Genomic DNA, 15,625 nt, shown 5'->3' on the forward strand with positions numbered 1-15,625 from the left:
ACGTCATGTTTCGGGAACCGCGGTTCCAGACCATCTCTTCATGTATGGTCTCCAAGTTGGCTTCACCTTTGACAAACCTTTCTTAATGAAAGGTTTCCAGTACGCGGAATTGATCAACGGCAAAAGCTTGTAGTTTAGCAGCCGCTATCAGACCTTCAGTTCGTCCAGTCCAGCAAAAAGCTTGAGTGCTTCGGGGTTGGCGAGTGCCTCCTGATTTTTCACCGGCCGGCCGTGGACAACCTCGCGCACGGCAAGTTCGACGATCTTGCCGGACTTGGTGCGCGGGATATCTGCCACCGCAATGATCTTGGCGGGCACATGGCGGGGAGAAGCGCCGACACGGATGCGGGTCTTGATCGCCTTGATCAGATCTTCACCCAAGGCGACGCCGGAGGCGAGGCGGACGAAGAGGATGACGCGCACATCGTCATCCCAGTCCTGGCCGATGCAGAGCGCCTCGGCCACTTCTTCCATCTGCTCGACCTGATTGTAGATTTCCGCCGTGCCGATGCGCACGCCGCCGGGATTGAGCGTCGCATCCGAACGGCCATGGATGATGAGGCCTCCATGTTCGGTCCATTCGGCGAAGTCGCCGTGGCACCAGACATTGTCGAAGCGCTCGAAGTAGGCGGCGCGGTACTTGGCGCCATCTGGGTCGTTCCAGAACATGACCGGCATTGACGGAAATGCCTTGGTGCAGACCAGTTCGCCCTTTTCCCGGCGGACCGGCTTGCCTTCGTCATTCCAGACGTCGACGGCAAGGCCGAGGCCCGCCCCCTGGATCTCACCGCGCCAGACGGGCTGGAGCGGATTGCCGAGCACGAAGCAGGACACGATGTCCGTGCCACCGGAAATCGAGGCAAGCTGGACGTCTTCCTTGATCCCTTCATAGACAAAGGTGAAACCTTCAGGCGACAGTGGCGAACCTGTTGAAGTAATCAACCGCAGGCTCGACAGATCATGGCTCACACGCGGCGTCAGTCCGCTCTTGCGTACTGCGTCGATATATTTGGCCGAGGTGCCGAAGATCGCGAATTTCTCCTTGGCGGCGTAGTCGAAGAGCACGTTGCCATCAGGCGCAAAAGGCGACCCGTCGAAGAGGCAGAGCGTGGCGCCGGAGGCTAGCCCGCTCGCCAGCCAGTTCCACATCATCCAGCCGCAGGTGGTGAAATAGAAAAGCTTGTCCCCCGGCCGCAATCCGCAATGCAGGCGATGCTCTTTCAGATGCTGGAGCAGTGTGCCGCCGGCCGAGTGCACGATGCATTTCGGTACGCCTGTCGTGCCCGAAGAAAACAGAATATAGGCCGGATGAGCGAAGGGGAGTTGCACGAAGTCGATCGGCTTCGGTTCGTGGGGAGCGATGAACTCCGAAAGCGTCACGCCGCCGGCGGTTTCGCTCGCAACGTCTTGCGCGTTGCCAGCATAGTGGACGACCAGCGTCGGCACGCCGAGGCTCTTTGCGACACTTGCCACCTTCGACTTCACGTCCTGCAGCTTGCCATTGTACCAATAGGCGTCGCAGGCGATGAACAGCTTCGGCTCGATCTGGCCGAAACGGTCCAGGACACCCTGCTCGCCGAAATCCGGAGAACAGGACGACCAGATGGCGCCGATCGAGGTTGCCGCCAGCATGGCAGCTACCGTTTCCGGCATATTCGGCATCATGGCGGCAACACGGTCGCCCTCGCCGATGCCGAGCACGCGAAAGCCCTGCTGGAGCTGTGATACAAGCGCGCGCAACCGATCCCATGACCAGCGGTCTTCGACCTTGTCCTCGCCGCGGAAAATGATGGCATCGCCCTGCCCGCTTCCGCTCAGCAGGTTTTCGGCGAAGTTCAGGCGCGCCCCAGGAAAGAAGCGCGCTTCCAGCATGCGGTCGCCGTGAACGAGAATATCCGCGCCGCGCTCTCCCTTCACGCCGCAGAAATCCCACAATGCCGACCAGAAATTTTCCCGATCGGCAATCGACCAGGCATGCAGATCCTCAAAGCCTTTCAGGCCGAGACCGAAGTCTGCGTCACAGCGCTGCATGAAGGCATGGATCGGGCTATTTTCGATCCCATCTTCCGTGGGTTGCCAAAGCGGCTGATTCTCCTGCATTCAATCCTCCTCCCCAATGCAGAACTTATATCATGCTGCATTGCATTATAAAGTGTGCAACGGCCCGATCCGCTGCGCGTTGGATTTGCATATGCCCGGTATTTCATATATCCGGCAAAATCAGAAAATAACCGGTAACCGACTGAAATTCCGGCGGAGCTCATGGGTACGTCAAGAGAAGGCAGATGGCGAAAAAGGATTGGCCCCGCCTCGCGCTGGCTGCCGGCCTTTGCCCGTGTCTCCACCATCGTATTGCTAGCCGGCCTTGCCTTCTTCCTCGCGCTCAGGATCGCCGCGCCCTATCTTATTTCCACCGGCTTCGTGCGCTCCGGCATCGAGGACGCCCTGTCGAAATGGACGGGCTATCACGCCGAGATCAAGGGCAATCCGGTTCTCGAATTCTGGCCGACGCCGCGCATCACGCTAAATGACGTCACCATCCGGCAACCGCGTGAAAGCGGCGACAAGCTGCTCGGCCGCATCGAAAGCCTTTCAGCCGATTTCAGCCTTATCGATGCGCTGCGCGGCCGAACACGCTTCCACCAATTTCACCTTCTGCGGCCCAGCCTCGCGCTGACGCGTGATGAAAACGGTCTGATCGACTGGAGTTACGCCGGCCTTCTGGCGCGGGCCATCGGTGGGGTGCGGGACGAAAGCGGCACCGAGGTTCTTGATCCGAAGCTCGACGCCGATATCGGCGCCGTGACGGTCGAGGACGGCATGCTGACCTTGACCGACACACAGACGGGCAATGTCTACCGCTTCGACGACGTCGCAGCCGATATCGCCTGGCCGAAGCTGTCGAGAGCGATTTCGGCCGTCCTTATTGCACGGCTCAACGGTCAGGACCTGAAGGTCGATTTTTCCTCGGCTGCGCCACTGCTCGTCTTTGCCGGCAAGAATGCAGAGATGAAGGCCTCGATCGCTTCGAACCTGATGACCGCGCGCTTCCAGGGCGTCGGCAGCATGGTGAGCCTCTCGTCGGTCTCAGGCAATATCAACGCCAGCTTTCCGGACGTGCCGGCCCTCTTGCAATGGTCGGGCCGGTCGATCCCCGGCATCGAGTCGCTCAAGAGCGCATCGGTGACCTCGGACGTGGCGTCGGTATCCAACGGTTTCCGCTTCAACAATGTCAGCATGACGCTGAACGATGCAAGCGCCACCGGAGTGATGGATCTGACCGTTGCACCTGGTAAGCGGCCGAAGATTGGTGGGACGCTTGCCTTCGATCAGATGAACCTCAAGCCGTTCCTCGATGCCTTCGCGCTCAGACTTGCGGCCGGCGGCCTGGGCGACATGCTGCTACCGAGCCCTCTCGGACCGCTGCAACTTCTCGATCTGGACGTCCGGCTTTCCGCGCGACAGGCGCAGATGGGGATCTTTTCGCTCGCGGATGTCGGGGCCAGCGTGATCGTCGCCGGCGAGGAAGCGAAATTCGATATCGGCGACAGCCAGTTCGAGGGCGGCGAAATGACTGCCCATCTGGAGGCGACCCGCCGCGATTTCGACGGTGGCGGCAAATTGCAGCTTTCGATCCGCAATGCGGATTTCAATGCTCTTGCCGAAAAATTGCAGCTCAAGGGGCCGCTACCACATGCGACCGGCTCTCTCGACCTTTCACTGCAGACCCCGAAAGCGATCTGGACGACGGGACTTGCCGATGTCACCGGCAAGCTGAAATTCTCGGCGGGAGCAGGATCCATTCCCGGCGTGGATATTACAGCATTTCGTACTCAGGCTGCGCAGAAGCCTTTCTTCGCCCTCAGCTCTGCCTCAAACGGGTCTTTCGCCTTCAACAAGCTCGATCTCCAGGCCGACTTCACCAACGGCACAGCAGAAATCCACGACGCGCGTTTTGCCGGTTTGGATCAATCGCTGACGCTGTCGGGTCTCATCACTTATGAGTCCAACGGACTTGCGCTCTCCGGCTCACTGGAAGCGACCGACCCGGCCAAAGTGGCCGATCTGCCGCTGCTACCCTTCTTCATCGGCGGCTCGTGGCCAAACCCGGTCATTTCGCCGGTGCCGCTGTTCAACACACCGACGAAAACCCAGCCCTAACGCAATTCAGCTTTAAGCAGTCGCCGCCGCAGCCCTCTCATCGCGCTCGCGCTGAACCTCGCGACGCTTGGTGACGACGGATGCACAGATGACGCCGACCGCTACGATCGCGATCAGGATGGTGCAGACCGCGTTGATCTCCGGCGTCACGCCGAGGCGTACCTGGCTGTAGATCTTCATCGGCAGCGTGGTCGCGCCCGGCCCGGACGTGAAGCTTGCAATCACCAGATCGTCCAGCGACAGGGTGAAAGCCAGGATCCAGCCTGAAAAAACTGCCGGCGATATGATCGGCAGCGTGATTTCGAAAAAGGTGCGCACCGGCGGTGCACCGAGATCCTGGGCCGCTTCCTCGATCGACTGGTCGAAGCTCAGAAGCCGCGACTGCACGACGACGGCGACGAAGCACATGGTCAGTGTCGTATGCGCCAGCGTAATGGTCCAGAAGCCGCGGTCAAAGCCGATCGCGACGAAGAGCAGCAGCAGCGACAGGCCGGTGATGACTTCCGGCATGACGAGGGGCGCGTAGACCAGCCCTGAAAAAAGGATGCGGCCGCGGAAGCGCGTGAAACGAACCAGGGTGATCGCCGCCATCGTGCCGAGGATCGTCGCGAATGTGGCCGACAGCAGGCCGACACGGATCGTCACCCAGGCAGCATCGAGCAGGGCCTGATTGGAGAGTAGCGAGACATACCACTTGGTCGAGAAGCCGCCCCAGACGGTGACGAGCTTCGATTCATTGAAGGAGAAGATCACCAGAAGCGCGATCGGCAGGTAGAGAAAGGCAAAGCCGAGCACGACGGAGATGATGTTGAAACGGGTCCATCTGAGCACGGCTTATCTCCCTGCCTCATCGGCTTTCGCCTGCACGTTCTGGAAGAAGACGATCGGGATCACGAGAATGAGAAGCAGGATCGTCGCCACGGCCGAGGAAACGGGCCAATCGCGATTGGAATTGAACTCGTTCCAGATCGTCTTGCCGATCATCAGCGTCTGCGAGCCGCCAAGCAGATCCGGGATAACGAATTCGCCGACGGCCGGAATGAAGACCAGCATGCAGCCGGCAATGACGCCGGGGATCGACAGCGGAAAGGTGACGCGCCAGAAGGCCCGGATCGGCGTGCAGCCGAGATCCTGCGCCGCCTCGATCAGCGTGCCGTCCATCTTTTCCAGCGCCGAATAGAGCGGCAGCACCATGAAGGGCAGATAGGAATAGACGATGCCGATATAGACGGCGGTATTGGTGTTGAGGACGATCAGCGGGTTGTCGATGAGATGCAGCGACAACAGAAGCTGGTTCAGCAGCCCCTCCGGCTTCAGGATGGCAATCCAGGCATAAACGCGGATCAGGAAGCTCGTCCAGAAGGGAAGGATCACCAGCATCAAGAGCGTCGGGCGCACGTTGCGAGGCGCCTGCGCCATGCCATAGGCGATCGGATAGGCGATCAGAAGCGTCAGCAAGGTGGAGATGCCGGCGATGACGACGCTCGAGATATAGGCGTTGAAATAGAGCGGATCGTCCGTCAGGTAGCCGTAATTGTCGAGCGAGAAGGTCGAAATCTTGTCCCAGAAACCGGCCCAGCCATCAGCGAGCGCGAAGACCGGCTCATAGGGCGGCATGGCGATCGCCGTCGCCGACAGCGAAATGCGGAACACGATGAAGAACGGCGCCAAAAAGAAGAGGAGCAGCCAAGCATAGGGAATGATGATGACGAGGCGGTTGTAGAAGCGTGCGGCCAGCGTTCCCATGGTCTCAATCCTTCAGCAGCACGCCGCCGTCCTCATCGAAGGAGACCCAGACTTCCTGATCGTAGGTGAAGGGGTCATCGACGGAGCGCTGTGCGTTGAGAGAGGAGGCCTTGACGACATTGCCGTTCGACAATCTGACGTGGAAGACCGTCATGTCGCCGAGATAACCGATGTCCCAGAGCTCGCCCTTGGCGGCATTGATCGAGGCATTGGCGGGCGCCGTGCGCGTGACGCGGAGCTTTTCCGGGCGGATCGCGAAGCCGAGCGCGGCACCGATGGCAGGCGCATCGGTCGAGGCAGTGCGGACCGTGAAGCCGCTGTCGACGGCAATCTCGACAGCACCGTTTGCGGTCGTGGTCACCTTGCCGTCGAAAATGTTTACGTCGCCGATGAAATCCGCAACGAAGCGGCAGTTCGGCGCTTCGTAGATTTCCGCCGGCGTGGCAACCTGCACGACCTTGCCATGGCTCATGACGGCAATGCGGTCGGCCATTGTCATGGCTTCTTCCTGGTCGTGGGTGACGACAACGAAGGTCAGGCCGAGGCTCTGCTGCAGGTCCATCAGTTCGAACTGGGTTTCCTCGCGCAGCTTCTTGTCGAGCGCGCCAAGCGGTTCATCGAGCAGCAACACCTTCGGGCGCTTGGCAAGAGAACGGGCAAGGGCGACGCGCTGGCGCTGGCCGCCGGAAAGCTGGTTGGGCTTGCGGGAAGCGAACTGCTCGAGCTTCACGAGCTTCAGCATCTGCGAGACACGCTCGGCCATTTCGTCCTTCGGCATGCCGTCCTGCTTGAGCCCGAAGGCGATGTTCTTCTCGACCGTCATGTGCGGGAAAAGAGCGTAGGACTGGAACATCATATTGACCGGCCGCTTGTAGGGCGGCGTACCCGAAAGATCGGTGCCATCGAGAATGATCTCGCCCGATGTCGGCTGTTCGAAACCGGCCAGCATGCGCAGAAGTGTAGACTTGCCGCAGCCGGAGGCGCCGAGCAGCGCGAAGAACTCGCGGTGATAGATATTCAGCGACAGATCGTTGACGGCGGTAAAATCGCCGAAGCGCTTGGCGACATTCCTGAAGGCAATGAACGGTTTTGCTGATGGATCGGACCAGGGTGCGAATGCGCGGCGAATATTGCCAAGAGACTTCATATTATTCCCCGAAAATACAAGGTTTCAGCCGGCCTCGACCCGGGCCGGGAATGGAAAGGCCCGGACGTTTCCGTCCGGGCCGAAATCTCGTTACTGGCCGGTGACGACCTTGGTCCAGATTCGTGTCACCAGTCGCTGCGTTTTGGGATCGAGCGGCGGCACCGTGAAGAGCTTGGCCATGATCTCCGGCGTCGGATAGATCGCCGTATCGTCGATCACTTCCTTGTCGAGGAACTGCTGCGAGGCCTTGTTGCCGTTTGCGTAGAAGACGAAGTTGGATGCCTTGGCGGCGACTTCGGGCTTCATCATGTAGTTGATGAATTCATGCGCCTCTTCGACATGCGGCGCATCCTTCGGAATGCCGAAGACATCGAAGAAAATCTGCGCACCCTGGTTCGGAACCGAATAGTCGACATTCACGCCGGCCTTTGCCTCGGCTGCGCGATCCCGCGCCTGGAAGACGTCGCCCGAAAAGCCGAGCGCAATGCAAATATCGCCGTTGGCGAGCGCGCTGATATATTCAGACGAGTGGAACTTGCGAACGAAGGGACGAACGGCGAGCAGGGCCTCCTGCGCCTTGTTCAGGTCCTCCTGCTTCTTGCTGTTCGGATCGAGGCCGAGATAGGCCAGAACGGACGGAATGACGTCTGTCGGAGAGTCCAGCATGTAGATGCCGCAATCCTTGAGCTTGGCGGCCTTTGCCGGATCGAACAGCGCATCCCAGTTCGGCTTTTCGTCCGTGCCGAGTGCGGCCTTTACCTTGTCGACGTTATAGCCGATGCCGGTCGTGCCCCACATATAGTCGACGGAATATTCATTGCCCGGATCGAAGGTGGCGACGCCCTTCGTCACGACGTCCCACATGTTCGACAGGTTCGGCAGTTTCGACTTGTCGAGTTTCTGGTAAACGCCGGCAGCGATCTGGCGCTGCATGAAGGAAACTGTGGGAACGACGACATCATAACCGGTGCCGCCGGCCAGGAGCTTGGTTTCCAGCGTCTCGTTGGAATCGAAGGTGTCGTAGACGACCTTGATACCGGTTTCCTTGGTGAAGTCTTCGAGGATCGAGCTGTCGATATAATCGGACCAGTTGTAGACGTTGACGACACGCTCCTGGGCGAAGGCCGGCGCAGCGGCAAGAAGAGCGACAACGGCAACTGCCGTCAGGTTAGTTATTCTTGACCTCATGATATCTCCTGTTTTTTAAAGGTATCGCGCCCCCGGACACCTCTTATTCCCTCTGGTTTGGCTGCAGACTAGAAAGGAATTTCTACGCCTACAAGCTCAAAATCCTGCGGCGTCAATGATTTCACAATCACTGGAAATCGAAGCTTCCGAGACCGGCAGAGGTCTCGTCCAGAGCGAGTGGACGTGTCAGTGGCGGCTCGGCCCGGAAAAGGCATCCGCGCCTTTCACAAAGACGGCAGGCGGGGCCGACCGCGACCGATAGAGCATCGCTTCTGCCATAGACCAGACTGTCGCGCAGGGCGGCATCGCAGCCGATCAGCAGAGCCGTGCGCCGCGCCCGTTCGCCGTACTCCACAACCGGCCCTTCGAGCGTGCGCGCGATCGTCAGGAAAGCCGACCCGTCAGGCATGGTGACCGTCTCGGACAACACCCTGCCCGGCTCAAGAAAGGCGGTGTGGACATTGAGCTTCGGACAGTTGCCGCCAAAGCGGGCCTGCGGAAAACCCTGGGCGCCCGTTCTGCGAATGACATGGCCCGCAGCATCGGTTTCCATCAGGAAGAAGGGAATGCCGGCAGATCCGGGACGCTGCAGCATGGCGAGGCGCGAGGCGGCCTGGCCGAAGGAGACAGCGAAACGGGCGCGGATGAGATCGATGTCGTATCGGGTATTCTGGGCGGCAAGAAGAAAGGCCCCGTAGGGCATCAGTAGCGCGAGCGCCGCAGTCCGCGTCAGCTCGAAACGGGCAATGCGCCGCGCCTCGTCGGATGACAACGGCAATTCGTCAAGCGCGGCTTCGATTTGAGATCTTAGCGCGAGCCTTGCGACTTCGATGGCTATTTCCTGCGCCTGGTCCGCCCCCGATAGACGCTCGGACAGAAAAAGACGCATCGAGTGACGATCGAAACGCCGGCGCAGGTCCGGCATGACATGGACAGGCAGAATCCGGACGCTGATCCCCCGTTCGCTCTTCAGCCAATCCTTCAGACCGGGGCCACCGGCGAGTCCGTTGGCAAAGCCTTCCGCCGCCGCGTCTATCTCGCCGAAATAGGCGGGGCGGCGCTCCAGCACTTCCCTGACTTCATCCAGAGGCAGGCGGCCGGAGGCGACGGGCGCAGGGCCTTCGCCCGCCATCAAGGCCGTCAAATCGGAAAGCCGGGCAGTCTGCTCGCGATAGGCCCGGTAGAGCTTGATCATACCGCCAGCCGCATTGGGCGCGGCATCAGCCACTTCGACAAGCTCCTGCTCACCCGGCAGTTCACCCGACAGCAACGGATCGGCGAACACTTCCTTCAACTGGCCAAGACCGCCGGCGGTTTCGCCCTGTAATTCCTCAAGATCGATGCGGTAGACGGAAGAGAGCTTGAGCAGCAGTTGCACCGTCAATGGGCGCTGATTGCGTTCGATCAGATTCAGGTAGGAGGGGGAGATTTCCAGCGCCTCGGCCATGGCCGTCTGCGTCAGTGCCAGCGCATTGCGGATGCGCCTGACTTTCGGTCCCGCAAATATCTTCCGCTCCGCCATGTCACATCCTTTACATGCCGCAATTTACAATCTTTTACAAAGTTACAAATTCATCCTGTAAATCCTTCTCATTCTAACCTCTTTCCTCGTCTGAAATCAAAGGTTTTTCTGGCCATTTTGTTCGTTTCTGTAAAATCTGTCATCAGCGCTCAAGCATTGAAAGCCAAAGAGGAGATTGGCATGACAGATTTTTACAAACTCATCCGTAATGCCCCCGAGGGACGTTTTGCCGGTATCGAGCGGCCCTATTCCGTTTCCGATGTCGAACGCCTGCGCGGCTCGGTGGCACTCCGCTACACGCTGGCCGAAATGGGAGCTCAGCGTCTGTGGCTACTTCTGCATGAGGAGGACTTCGTCAACGCGCTTGGCGCGCTTTCCGGCAACCAGGCCATGCAGATGGTGCGCGCCGGGCTGAAAGCGATCTATCTTTCCGGCTGGCAGGTCGCCGCCGACGCCAATACCGCCTCGTCGATGTATCCGGATCAATCGCTCTACCCCGCCAATGCCGGGCCGGAGCTTGCCAAACGCATCAACCGCACGCTCCAGCGCGCCGACCAGATCGAGACATCCGAAGGCGACGGGCTTTCGGTCGAAACGTGGTTTGCACCGATCGTCGCCGATGCCGAAGCCGGTTTCGGTGGGCCGCTCAACGCTTTCGAGATCATGAAAGCCTATATCGAGGCGGGAGCAGCCGGTGTTCATTTCGAGGATCAGCTTGCCTCGGAAAAGAAATGCGGCCATCTCGGCGGAAAGGTCCTGATCCCGACCGCCGCCCATATCCGCAATCTCGACGCGGCGCGGCTTGCGGCCGATGTCATGGGTGTGCCGACGCTCGTCATCGCCCGCACCGACGCAGAAGCCGCCAAGCTTCTGACCTCAGATATCGACGAGCGCGACCAGCCTTTCGTCGATTATGATGCCGGGCGAACGGTCGAGGGTTTCTATCAGGTGCGCAATGGGCTGGAACCCTGCATCGCGCGTGCCGTCGCCTATGCACCGCATTGCGACCTCATCTGGTGTGAAACGTCGAAGCCAGATCTGGAGCAGGCGCGCCGCTTTGCCGAAGGCGTACACAAGGTGCATCCCGGCAAGCTGCTTGCCTACAATTGCTCGCCGTCCTTCAACTGGAAGAAAAATCTCGACGATGCGACGATCGCCAGGTTCCAGCGCGAACTCGGGGCCATGGGCTACAAGTTCCAGTTCATCACGCTCGCCGGGTTCCACCAGCTGAACTACGGCATGTATGAGCTCGCCAGCGGCTATCGCGAGCGGCAGATGGAGGCCTATTGCGAACTGCAGCAGGCGGAATTCGCAGCGGAGCCACGCGGCTATACCGCCACCAAACATCAGCGTGAAGTCGGCACCGGCTATTTCGACGCCGTGTCGCTGGCGATATCCGGTGGCCGCGCCTCGACGACGGCCATGGGAGAATCAACCGAACACGCCCAGTTCAAACCGGCTGCCGAGTAGAGGAGGAAACGACATGGCATCCATTGCGCGCGTCCGCGAACGGACGGAAGAGCAGGCAAGCAGCATGACGGACGATCAGCAAACGGTGATCCGTATGCTCGCCAACGATCTGCACAGGCTGAATCTATCGGTGATGAAGGCGGTCGAGTCCGGTGTTTCGGTGGAGCTGGTGCGCTCCGCCCGGCATCATGGCGGTGACGGAAACTGGGGAGATCTGCTGATCCCCGTCATCGTCGCCAACAGAAATTAGGCTTAAGGTCCGGTGACACAGACCACCGGACCTACGCTATTTGACGCAATTGTCAGCAGAACGGAGTCGCGGCATAATTGAGCATATCTTCGAACGGAACTGCATATGCCCGGTTCGCCGCACGCAAAACTCGAAGTTCTGACCGATCTGATCTATGGCGCGCTCTTCGGCGAGACGTCGTGGCAAGCCTTTCTCGATGCCTTGGCCGCGACGATGCCGGATGCCAAGTCGACGTTGTTTTTCCACGATGCCATCGCGCGCACCGGCGGCCTCTCGCTTTCCTCCGGTCTCGCGGAAAAGGAAAGCGAGGCCTATAACCGCTACTACGCTGCCATCAATCCCTGGATGCCGCGCGCCGCCACCCGGCCGATCGGCCTTGGCGTGATCGCCGACCAGATGCTGCCGCGCGAGCAGCTCCTCAAGACGGAATTCTACAGCGATTACCTTCGCTGGATCGGCTGCGAAAGCAGTGTCGGCGTGACGATCATGCGTGAACGCGGACGCTCCTTCAATCTTTCGACGCTGACCTCGTCTTCCGATCCGGATTTCAATCGCAGCAATGCCGAACTGCTCAGCGACCTGGCGCCGCATCTGCGCCGAACCTTCGATTTCATTCGCCGTGAGCACCGCGACCCTCATAATAATGAAAACGGATTGGCGCTCTTCGATGCGATCGGCGTCGGCATCGTCTATATCGGCGAGGATCAGAATATCCGCTCCATCAACAGTGCGGCTGAGAGGATGATCGCAGAGGGCGAGGCGATCGGCGTCACCTCGACCGGGCGGATCATGATCAATGACGGCGAGCTCGCTTCCCGTCTGTCGGTGCTGCTGCGCCACCGCTTGCAGGCAGCTTCGCCGGCGAGCACGCTGATCAGGATGAAGAATTCCAGCTTCAAATGCACGCTGGTGAAGATGCAATCGGATTTCATCACCCAATTTCTCGAAGGACCGACGGTGGCAATGATCATCGAGCGGATGAGCGTGCCACTGCGGCCCGATCTCAACGACGCCCTGCCGCGCATCGATCAGCTGACGGCAGCCGAAATGCGGATCGCAGCCGGCATCGCGGCGGGCCTGTCGCTGCGCGAGGTCGCACGGACGAACGATGTCAGCTACGAGACGGCGCGCTCGCATCTCAAGAACATCTATTCGAAGCTCGGGGTGAACAGCCAGGTGGGGCTCGTGCGGAGGCTGATGCCGTAGCGCAATTCCGGCTAGCTGCGGCTGGCGCGCTTGCCGGCGAAGAGGTCGGTGTAGCTTTTCAAAAGCTTCGTCATACGGTCGGCGACCGTCCGGATTTCCGGGCGGTGACGATCCTCGGCATTCATGACGATCCATTGGCGATGACGCAGTTCCGGCAGTTCACCGCCGCACCGTTCCAGTTCGGGATCGAGATCGCCGACGAAACAGGGCAATACCGCCTTGCCCGCCCCCGCACGCACCAGATCCGGCAGGGAACGCGGACGGTTGACGGTCGCGACGATGGCCGATCCTGCATTCTGATAGGGCCAGCGCAGGTAGGAGGAGATTGCATCCTCCGCGCCGACTGCAATCCATCTGGCATCGTCCCGGCTGGCATTGCGCCTCACATAGACCGCATAGGCGACTTCCCCGAGCAGGCGGGCAGCGAGATTGCTTTCGTCGGGCTCGAAGGCGCGGATGCCGATATCGCTTTCCCGGTAATTCAGGTTCGCCCTCGCTTCGCCGATGGTCAGCGAGATGCCGAACGCGTCCGCCGGCATGCGGATTGCCGAAAAATTCTCCGTCAGCAGCCAGGAGATCCATGTACCGGCCGTGATCCTGACGGTGCCCCCGCCCTCAGACGATTGCCGCCATGCGTCGACCTTGCGAGCGGCGGCCTCCATCTCCTGCAGATGATCGACCAGGATCTGGCCATCTGATGTCAGGCGGTAGCCTGTCTGGCTGCGGTGAAAGAGTGCGCGCCCGAGCTCCTGCTCCAGATCGAGCATACGCCGGCCGATCGTTGCCGGGCTCAAAGCAGTGGCGACGCTTGCGCCCGTCAGGCCGCCAGTACGGGCGACGTGCAGGAAGAGCTGATAGGAATCCCAGTTACTGTTTTTCATGAGTGAAAAACATAATGGGATTTCGCCTGTTTAAGAAGCGAATTTTGATGTGTAGATCAGTTGATGTCCACAAACCCTGGTGCGATTTGCAGCCTGGCTGACGCTGCCGGCGGAGGCCGCCGGTCGCACGAAGGTGCGGCCCGGCAAAGCCGAATGTGGGCGTCAGGCCGCCTGTCTCACACGGCCATGAGCGGCAGCGCCCTCGGCCAGCCGGAACTGCTCGATCAGCGCCATCAGCATGTCGGCCTCTTCCGCCAGCTGGCGGCTCGCCTGCGTGGCTTCGGCAACCATCGAGGCATTCTTCTGCGTCATCTGGTCCATCGCATTGACGGAACTGTTGACGTCCTGAAGAGCGGCGGACTGGTCGCGGCTTGCCGTGGCGATAGTCTCGACATGACCGCTGATTGCGATGATCTCGTGGCTGATCGAGGCGAGCACGCTGCCGGTCTTCTGCACCAGTTCCGAACCTGCATTCACCTCGCGGGTCGACTGGTCGATCAGCGTCTTGATCTCCTTGGCGGCATTGGCCGAGCGCTGGGCAAGTTCACGCACTTCCTGCGCGACGACGGCAAAGCCCTTGCCTGCCTCACCGGCACGCGCTGCCTCGACGCCGGCGTTCAAGGCCAGTAGGTTGGTCTGGAAGGCGATGTCGTCGATAACGACGATGATCTGTTCGATGCGCTGCGAGGCATCTTCGATGCGGCCCATGGCAGCGACCGCGTCGCTCACGACAGCACCGGAACTGTCGGCCGTCCGTTTGGTCGCGGCAACCACATTGTTTGCCTCATGGGCGCGTTCGGCCGATGAGCGGACCGTGACGGTGATCTCTTCGACGGCAGCGGCCGTCTCTTCAAGGCTTGCGGCCTGCGATTCCGTGCGTTTGGAGAGTTCGTCCGCCGAGGCCGAAACCGAACCGCTGTTGCGCTGGATGGAAGCGGCACTGGCGCGAATGCGTGTCAGCGTATCCTGAAGGCGCTCGAGCGACGTGTTGAAGTCCATGCGAAGCTGTTCGAGCCGGCCGACGAAAGGGGTTTCTATCATCTGCGAGACATCGCCCTGTGACAGGCGTCCCAGCCCCGCGGCAAGCTGATTGACGGCAAAATCGATCTGGCCGTCGAGCGTGCGCTTCTCTGCATCGTTGCGGCTGCGTTCGGCATCGTTCAGGGCCCGCTGTTCGGCTGCCTGCGTTTCCAGTTGCTGGCGAGCGACTGCGCTGTCGCGGAAGAGAGCAAGCGCGCGGCCGATCGCACCGAATTCGTTCTTCTTTTCGACACAGGGAATAGCACTGGCAAGATCGCCCGAGGAAATGGCATGCACGCTCGATGTCAGCGCCTGCATCGGCTTTACGGAGCGACTGATCGCATAGAAGGCGAGCACACCAACGAGCAGCATCACCACCGCACCGACACTGAGAACCAGCATCTGCAATTGGTTCATCCGCTCATAGTAGACTTCCATGGGTATGCCGATGAAGAGGATGCCGATCGTGGCACCGGAGGGATTCTTGACCGGGAAATAACCGGTCATGAACTTGCGGCCGAAGAGGTCCGCCGGCCCGTAATAGGCATTGCCCTGAGCAAGCACGGGCTGGGCCGGATGATCGGCTGCGAGCTTCGTGCCGACAGCACGGTCGCCATTTTCCTTCTTCACATTGGTGGAGACGCGGACGTAATCGCCTCCCTGTTTTTCGAAGATGGTGGCGACACCGGCAATCGACTGCGCCGTGCGGTCAACCAGTGAATAGTCGCCGAAAGCCGGGATCTTGTCTTCGGTTACGCCTGCCAGCGCGTTGTTCATCAGATCGACGCGGACATCAGCGTCGCTTGCGCCATAAAGAACCGCCATCGAACGGCTCGCATCCTTCGCATCGGAGACCGCACTCTCCATGACATAGGTGCCGAGATTGTAATAGGTCACGCCGACAATGGCCGCAGTACTGACCGCAAGCAGGAACAGCGTGATCGCAACGATCTGACGCACGATGGACGTTGAGAAGAAGAGCGGCATCTGGAACCCCTGACAAACACAACCGGTATCGGGTTCATAAGAATGCG

The 15,625-nt window shown here is 60.2% G+C and carries 12 protein-coding genes; 4 read left to right on the top strand and 8 right to left on the bottom strand.

Going from position 1 to position 15,625, the window contains the following annotated elements; genetic code table 11:
• Positions 1 to 147: 147 nt before the first annotated feature.
• Positions 148 to 2,100 (bottom strand): acetoacetate--CoA ligase, encoded by a 1,953-nt coding sequence (locus tag AC1DF8_RS29110; RefSeq protein ID WP_183848022.1) that lies wholly within the window; start codon positions 2,098 to 2,100, stop codon positions 148 to 150.
• A 162-nt stretch (positions 2,101 to 2,262) separates the two neighbouring features.
• Between AC1DF8_RS29110 and AC1DF8_RS29115 the strand changes: the two genes are divergently transcribed.
• On the top strand, positions 2,263 to 4,161 hold the full coding sequence (locus AC1DF8_RS29115) for an AsmA family protein (protein ID WP_183848020.1): 1,899 nt from the start codon (positions 2,263 to 2,265) through the stop codon (positions 4,159 to 4,161).
• 12 nt (positions 4,162 to 4,173) lie between these two features.
• Here AC1DF8_RS29115 and AC1DF8_RS29120 read toward each other — a convergent pair whose 3' ends face one another.
• The 5 genes from AC1DF8_RS29120 to AC1DF8_RS29140 all read right to left on the bottom strand — a co-directional run bounded on the left by AC1DF8_RS29120 (position 4,174) and on the right by AC1DF8_RS29140 (position 9,764).
• Positions 4,174 to 4,992 carry an ABC transporter permease gene (locus tag AC1DF8_RS29120; protein WP_018115087.1) on the bottom strand — a complete coding sequence of 273 codons (819 nt, stop codon included), beginning with the start codon at positions 4,990 to 4,992 and terminating at the stop codon, positions 4,174 to 4,176.
• 3 nt (positions 4,993 to 4,995) lie between these two features.
• Positions 4,996 to 5,907, bottom strand: coding sequence for an ABC transporter permease subunit (locus AC1DF8_RS29125; RefSeq protein WP_018115088.1), 912 nt, complete (start codon positions 5,905 to 5,907; stop codon positions 4,996 to 4,998).
• A gap of 4 nt (positions 5,908 to 5,911) precedes the next feature.
• Complete coding sequence (locus AC1DF8_RS29130; RefSeq protein ID WP_183848018.1) at positions 5,912 to 7,054, bottom strand: ABC transporter ATP-binding protein; 1,143 nt, start codon at positions 7,052 to 7,054, stop codon at positions 5,912 to 5,914.
• A gap of 90 nt (positions 7,055 to 7,144) precedes the next feature.
• Positions 7,145 to 8,242 carry a polyamine ABC transporter substrate-binding protein gene (locus AC1DF8_RS29135; protein ID WP_018115090.1) on the bottom strand — a complete coding sequence of 366 codons (1,098 nt, stop codon included), beginning with the start codon at positions 8,240 to 8,242 and terminating at the stop codon, positions 7,145 to 7,147.
• Between the two features lie 127 nt (positions 8,243 to 8,369).
• A complete protein-coding gene (locus tag AC1DF8_RS29140) occupies positions 8,370 to 9,764 on the bottom strand; it encodes a helix-turn-helix domain-containing protein (RefSeq protein WP_478156030.1) in 1,395 nt (464 codons plus the stop codon).
• Between the two features lie 180 nt (positions 9,765 to 9,944).
• Here AC1DF8_RS29140 and aceA point away from each other — a divergent pair, with 180 nt between their 5' ends.
• The 3 genes from aceA to AC1DF8_RS29155 all read left to right on the top strand — a co-directional run bounded on the left by aceA (position 9,945) and on the right by AC1DF8_RS29155 (position 12,690).
• On the top strand, positions 9,945 to 11,234 hold the full coding sequence (gene aceA / locus AC1DF8_RS29145) for an isocitrate lyase (protein ID WP_113211406.1): 1,290 nt from the start codon (positions 9,945 to 9,947) through the stop codon (positions 11,232 to 11,234).
• Positions 11,235 to 11,247: 13 nt separating this feature from the next.
• Entirely contained in the window at positions 11,248 to 11,484 is a 237-nt protein-coding gene (locus AC1DF8_RS29150) for an SMc00767 family acetate metabolism repressor (protein WP_478156032.1), read from the top strand.
• Positions 11,485 to 11,589: 105 nt separating this feature from the next.
• Complete coding sequence (locus AC1DF8_RS29155; RefSeq protein WP_478156034.1) at positions 11,590 to 12,690, top strand: helix-turn-helix transcriptional regulator; 1,101 nt, start codon at positions 11,590 to 11,592, stop codon at positions 12,688 to 12,690.
• Between the two features lie 11 nt (positions 12,691 to 12,701).
• Here the strand turns inward: AC1DF8_RS29155 and AC1DF8_RS29160 are convergent, their stop codons facing one another.
• A complete protein-coding gene (locus tag AC1DF8_RS29160) occupies positions 12,702 to 13,571 on the bottom strand; it encodes a LysR family transcriptional regulator (RefSeq protein WP_018115095.1) in 870 nt (289 codons plus the stop codon).
• Positions 13,572 to 13,733: 162 nt separating this feature from the next.
• Positions 13,734 to 15,578, bottom strand: coding sequence for a methyl-accepting chemotaxis protein (locus AC1DF8_RS29165; RefSeq protein WP_478156037.1), 1,845 nt, complete (start codon positions 15,576 to 15,578; stop codon positions 13,734 to 13,736).
• Positions 15,579 to 15,625: the final 47 nt, after the last annotated feature.

The sequence above is a fragment of the Rhizobium sp. 05N49 genome (assembly GCF_056396805.1).

Excerpts from the sequence above, each read along its gene's own strand:
- AC1DF8_RS29110 (WP_183848022.1), bottom strand. The coding sequence starts at position 2,100 with ATGCAGGAGAATCAGCCGCTTTGGCAACCCACGGAAGATGGGATCGAA.
- AC1DF8_RS29115 (WP_183848020.1), top strand. The coding sequence starts at position 2,263 with ATGGGTACGTCAAGAGAAGGCAGATGGCGAAAAAGGATTGGCCCCGCC.
- AC1DF8_RS29125 (WP_018115088.1), bottom strand. The coding sequence starts at position 5,907 with ATGGGAACGCTGGCCGCACGCTTCTACAACCGCCTCGTCATCATCATT.
- AC1DF8_RS29130 (WP_183848018.1), bottom strand. The coding sequence starts at position 7,054 with ATGAAGTCTCTTGGCAATATTCGCCGCGCATTCGCACCCTGGTCCGAT.
- AC1DF8_RS29135 (WP_018115090.1), bottom strand. The coding sequence starts at position 8,242 with ATGAGGTCAAGAATAACTAACCTGACGGCAGTTGCCGTTGTCGCTCTT.
- AC1DF8_RS29140 (WP_478156030.1), bottom strand. The coding sequence starts at position 9,764 with ATGGCGGAGCGGAAGATATTTGCGGGACCGAAAGTCAGGCGCATCCGC.
- aceA (WP_113211406.1), top strand. The coding sequence starts at position 9,945 with ATGACAGATTTTTACAAACTCATCCGTAATGCCCCCGAGGGACGTTTT.
- AC1DF8_RS29150 (WP_478156032.1), top strand. The coding sequence starts at position 11,248 with ATGGCATCCATTGCGCGCGTCCGCGAACGGACGGAAGAGCAGGCAAGC.
- AC1DF8_RS29155 (WP_478156034.1), top strand. The coding sequence starts at position 11,590 with ATGCCCGGTTCGCCGCACGCAAAACTCGAAGTTCTGACCGATCTGATC.
- AC1DF8_RS29160 (WP_018115095.1), bottom strand. The coding sequence starts at position 13,571 with ATGAAAAACAGTAACTGGGATTCCTATCAGCTCTTCCTGCACGTCGCC.
- AC1DF8_RS29165 (WP_478156037.1), bottom strand. The coding sequence starts at position 15,578 with ATGCCGCTCTTCTTCTCAACGTCCATCGTGCGTCAGATCGTTGCGATC.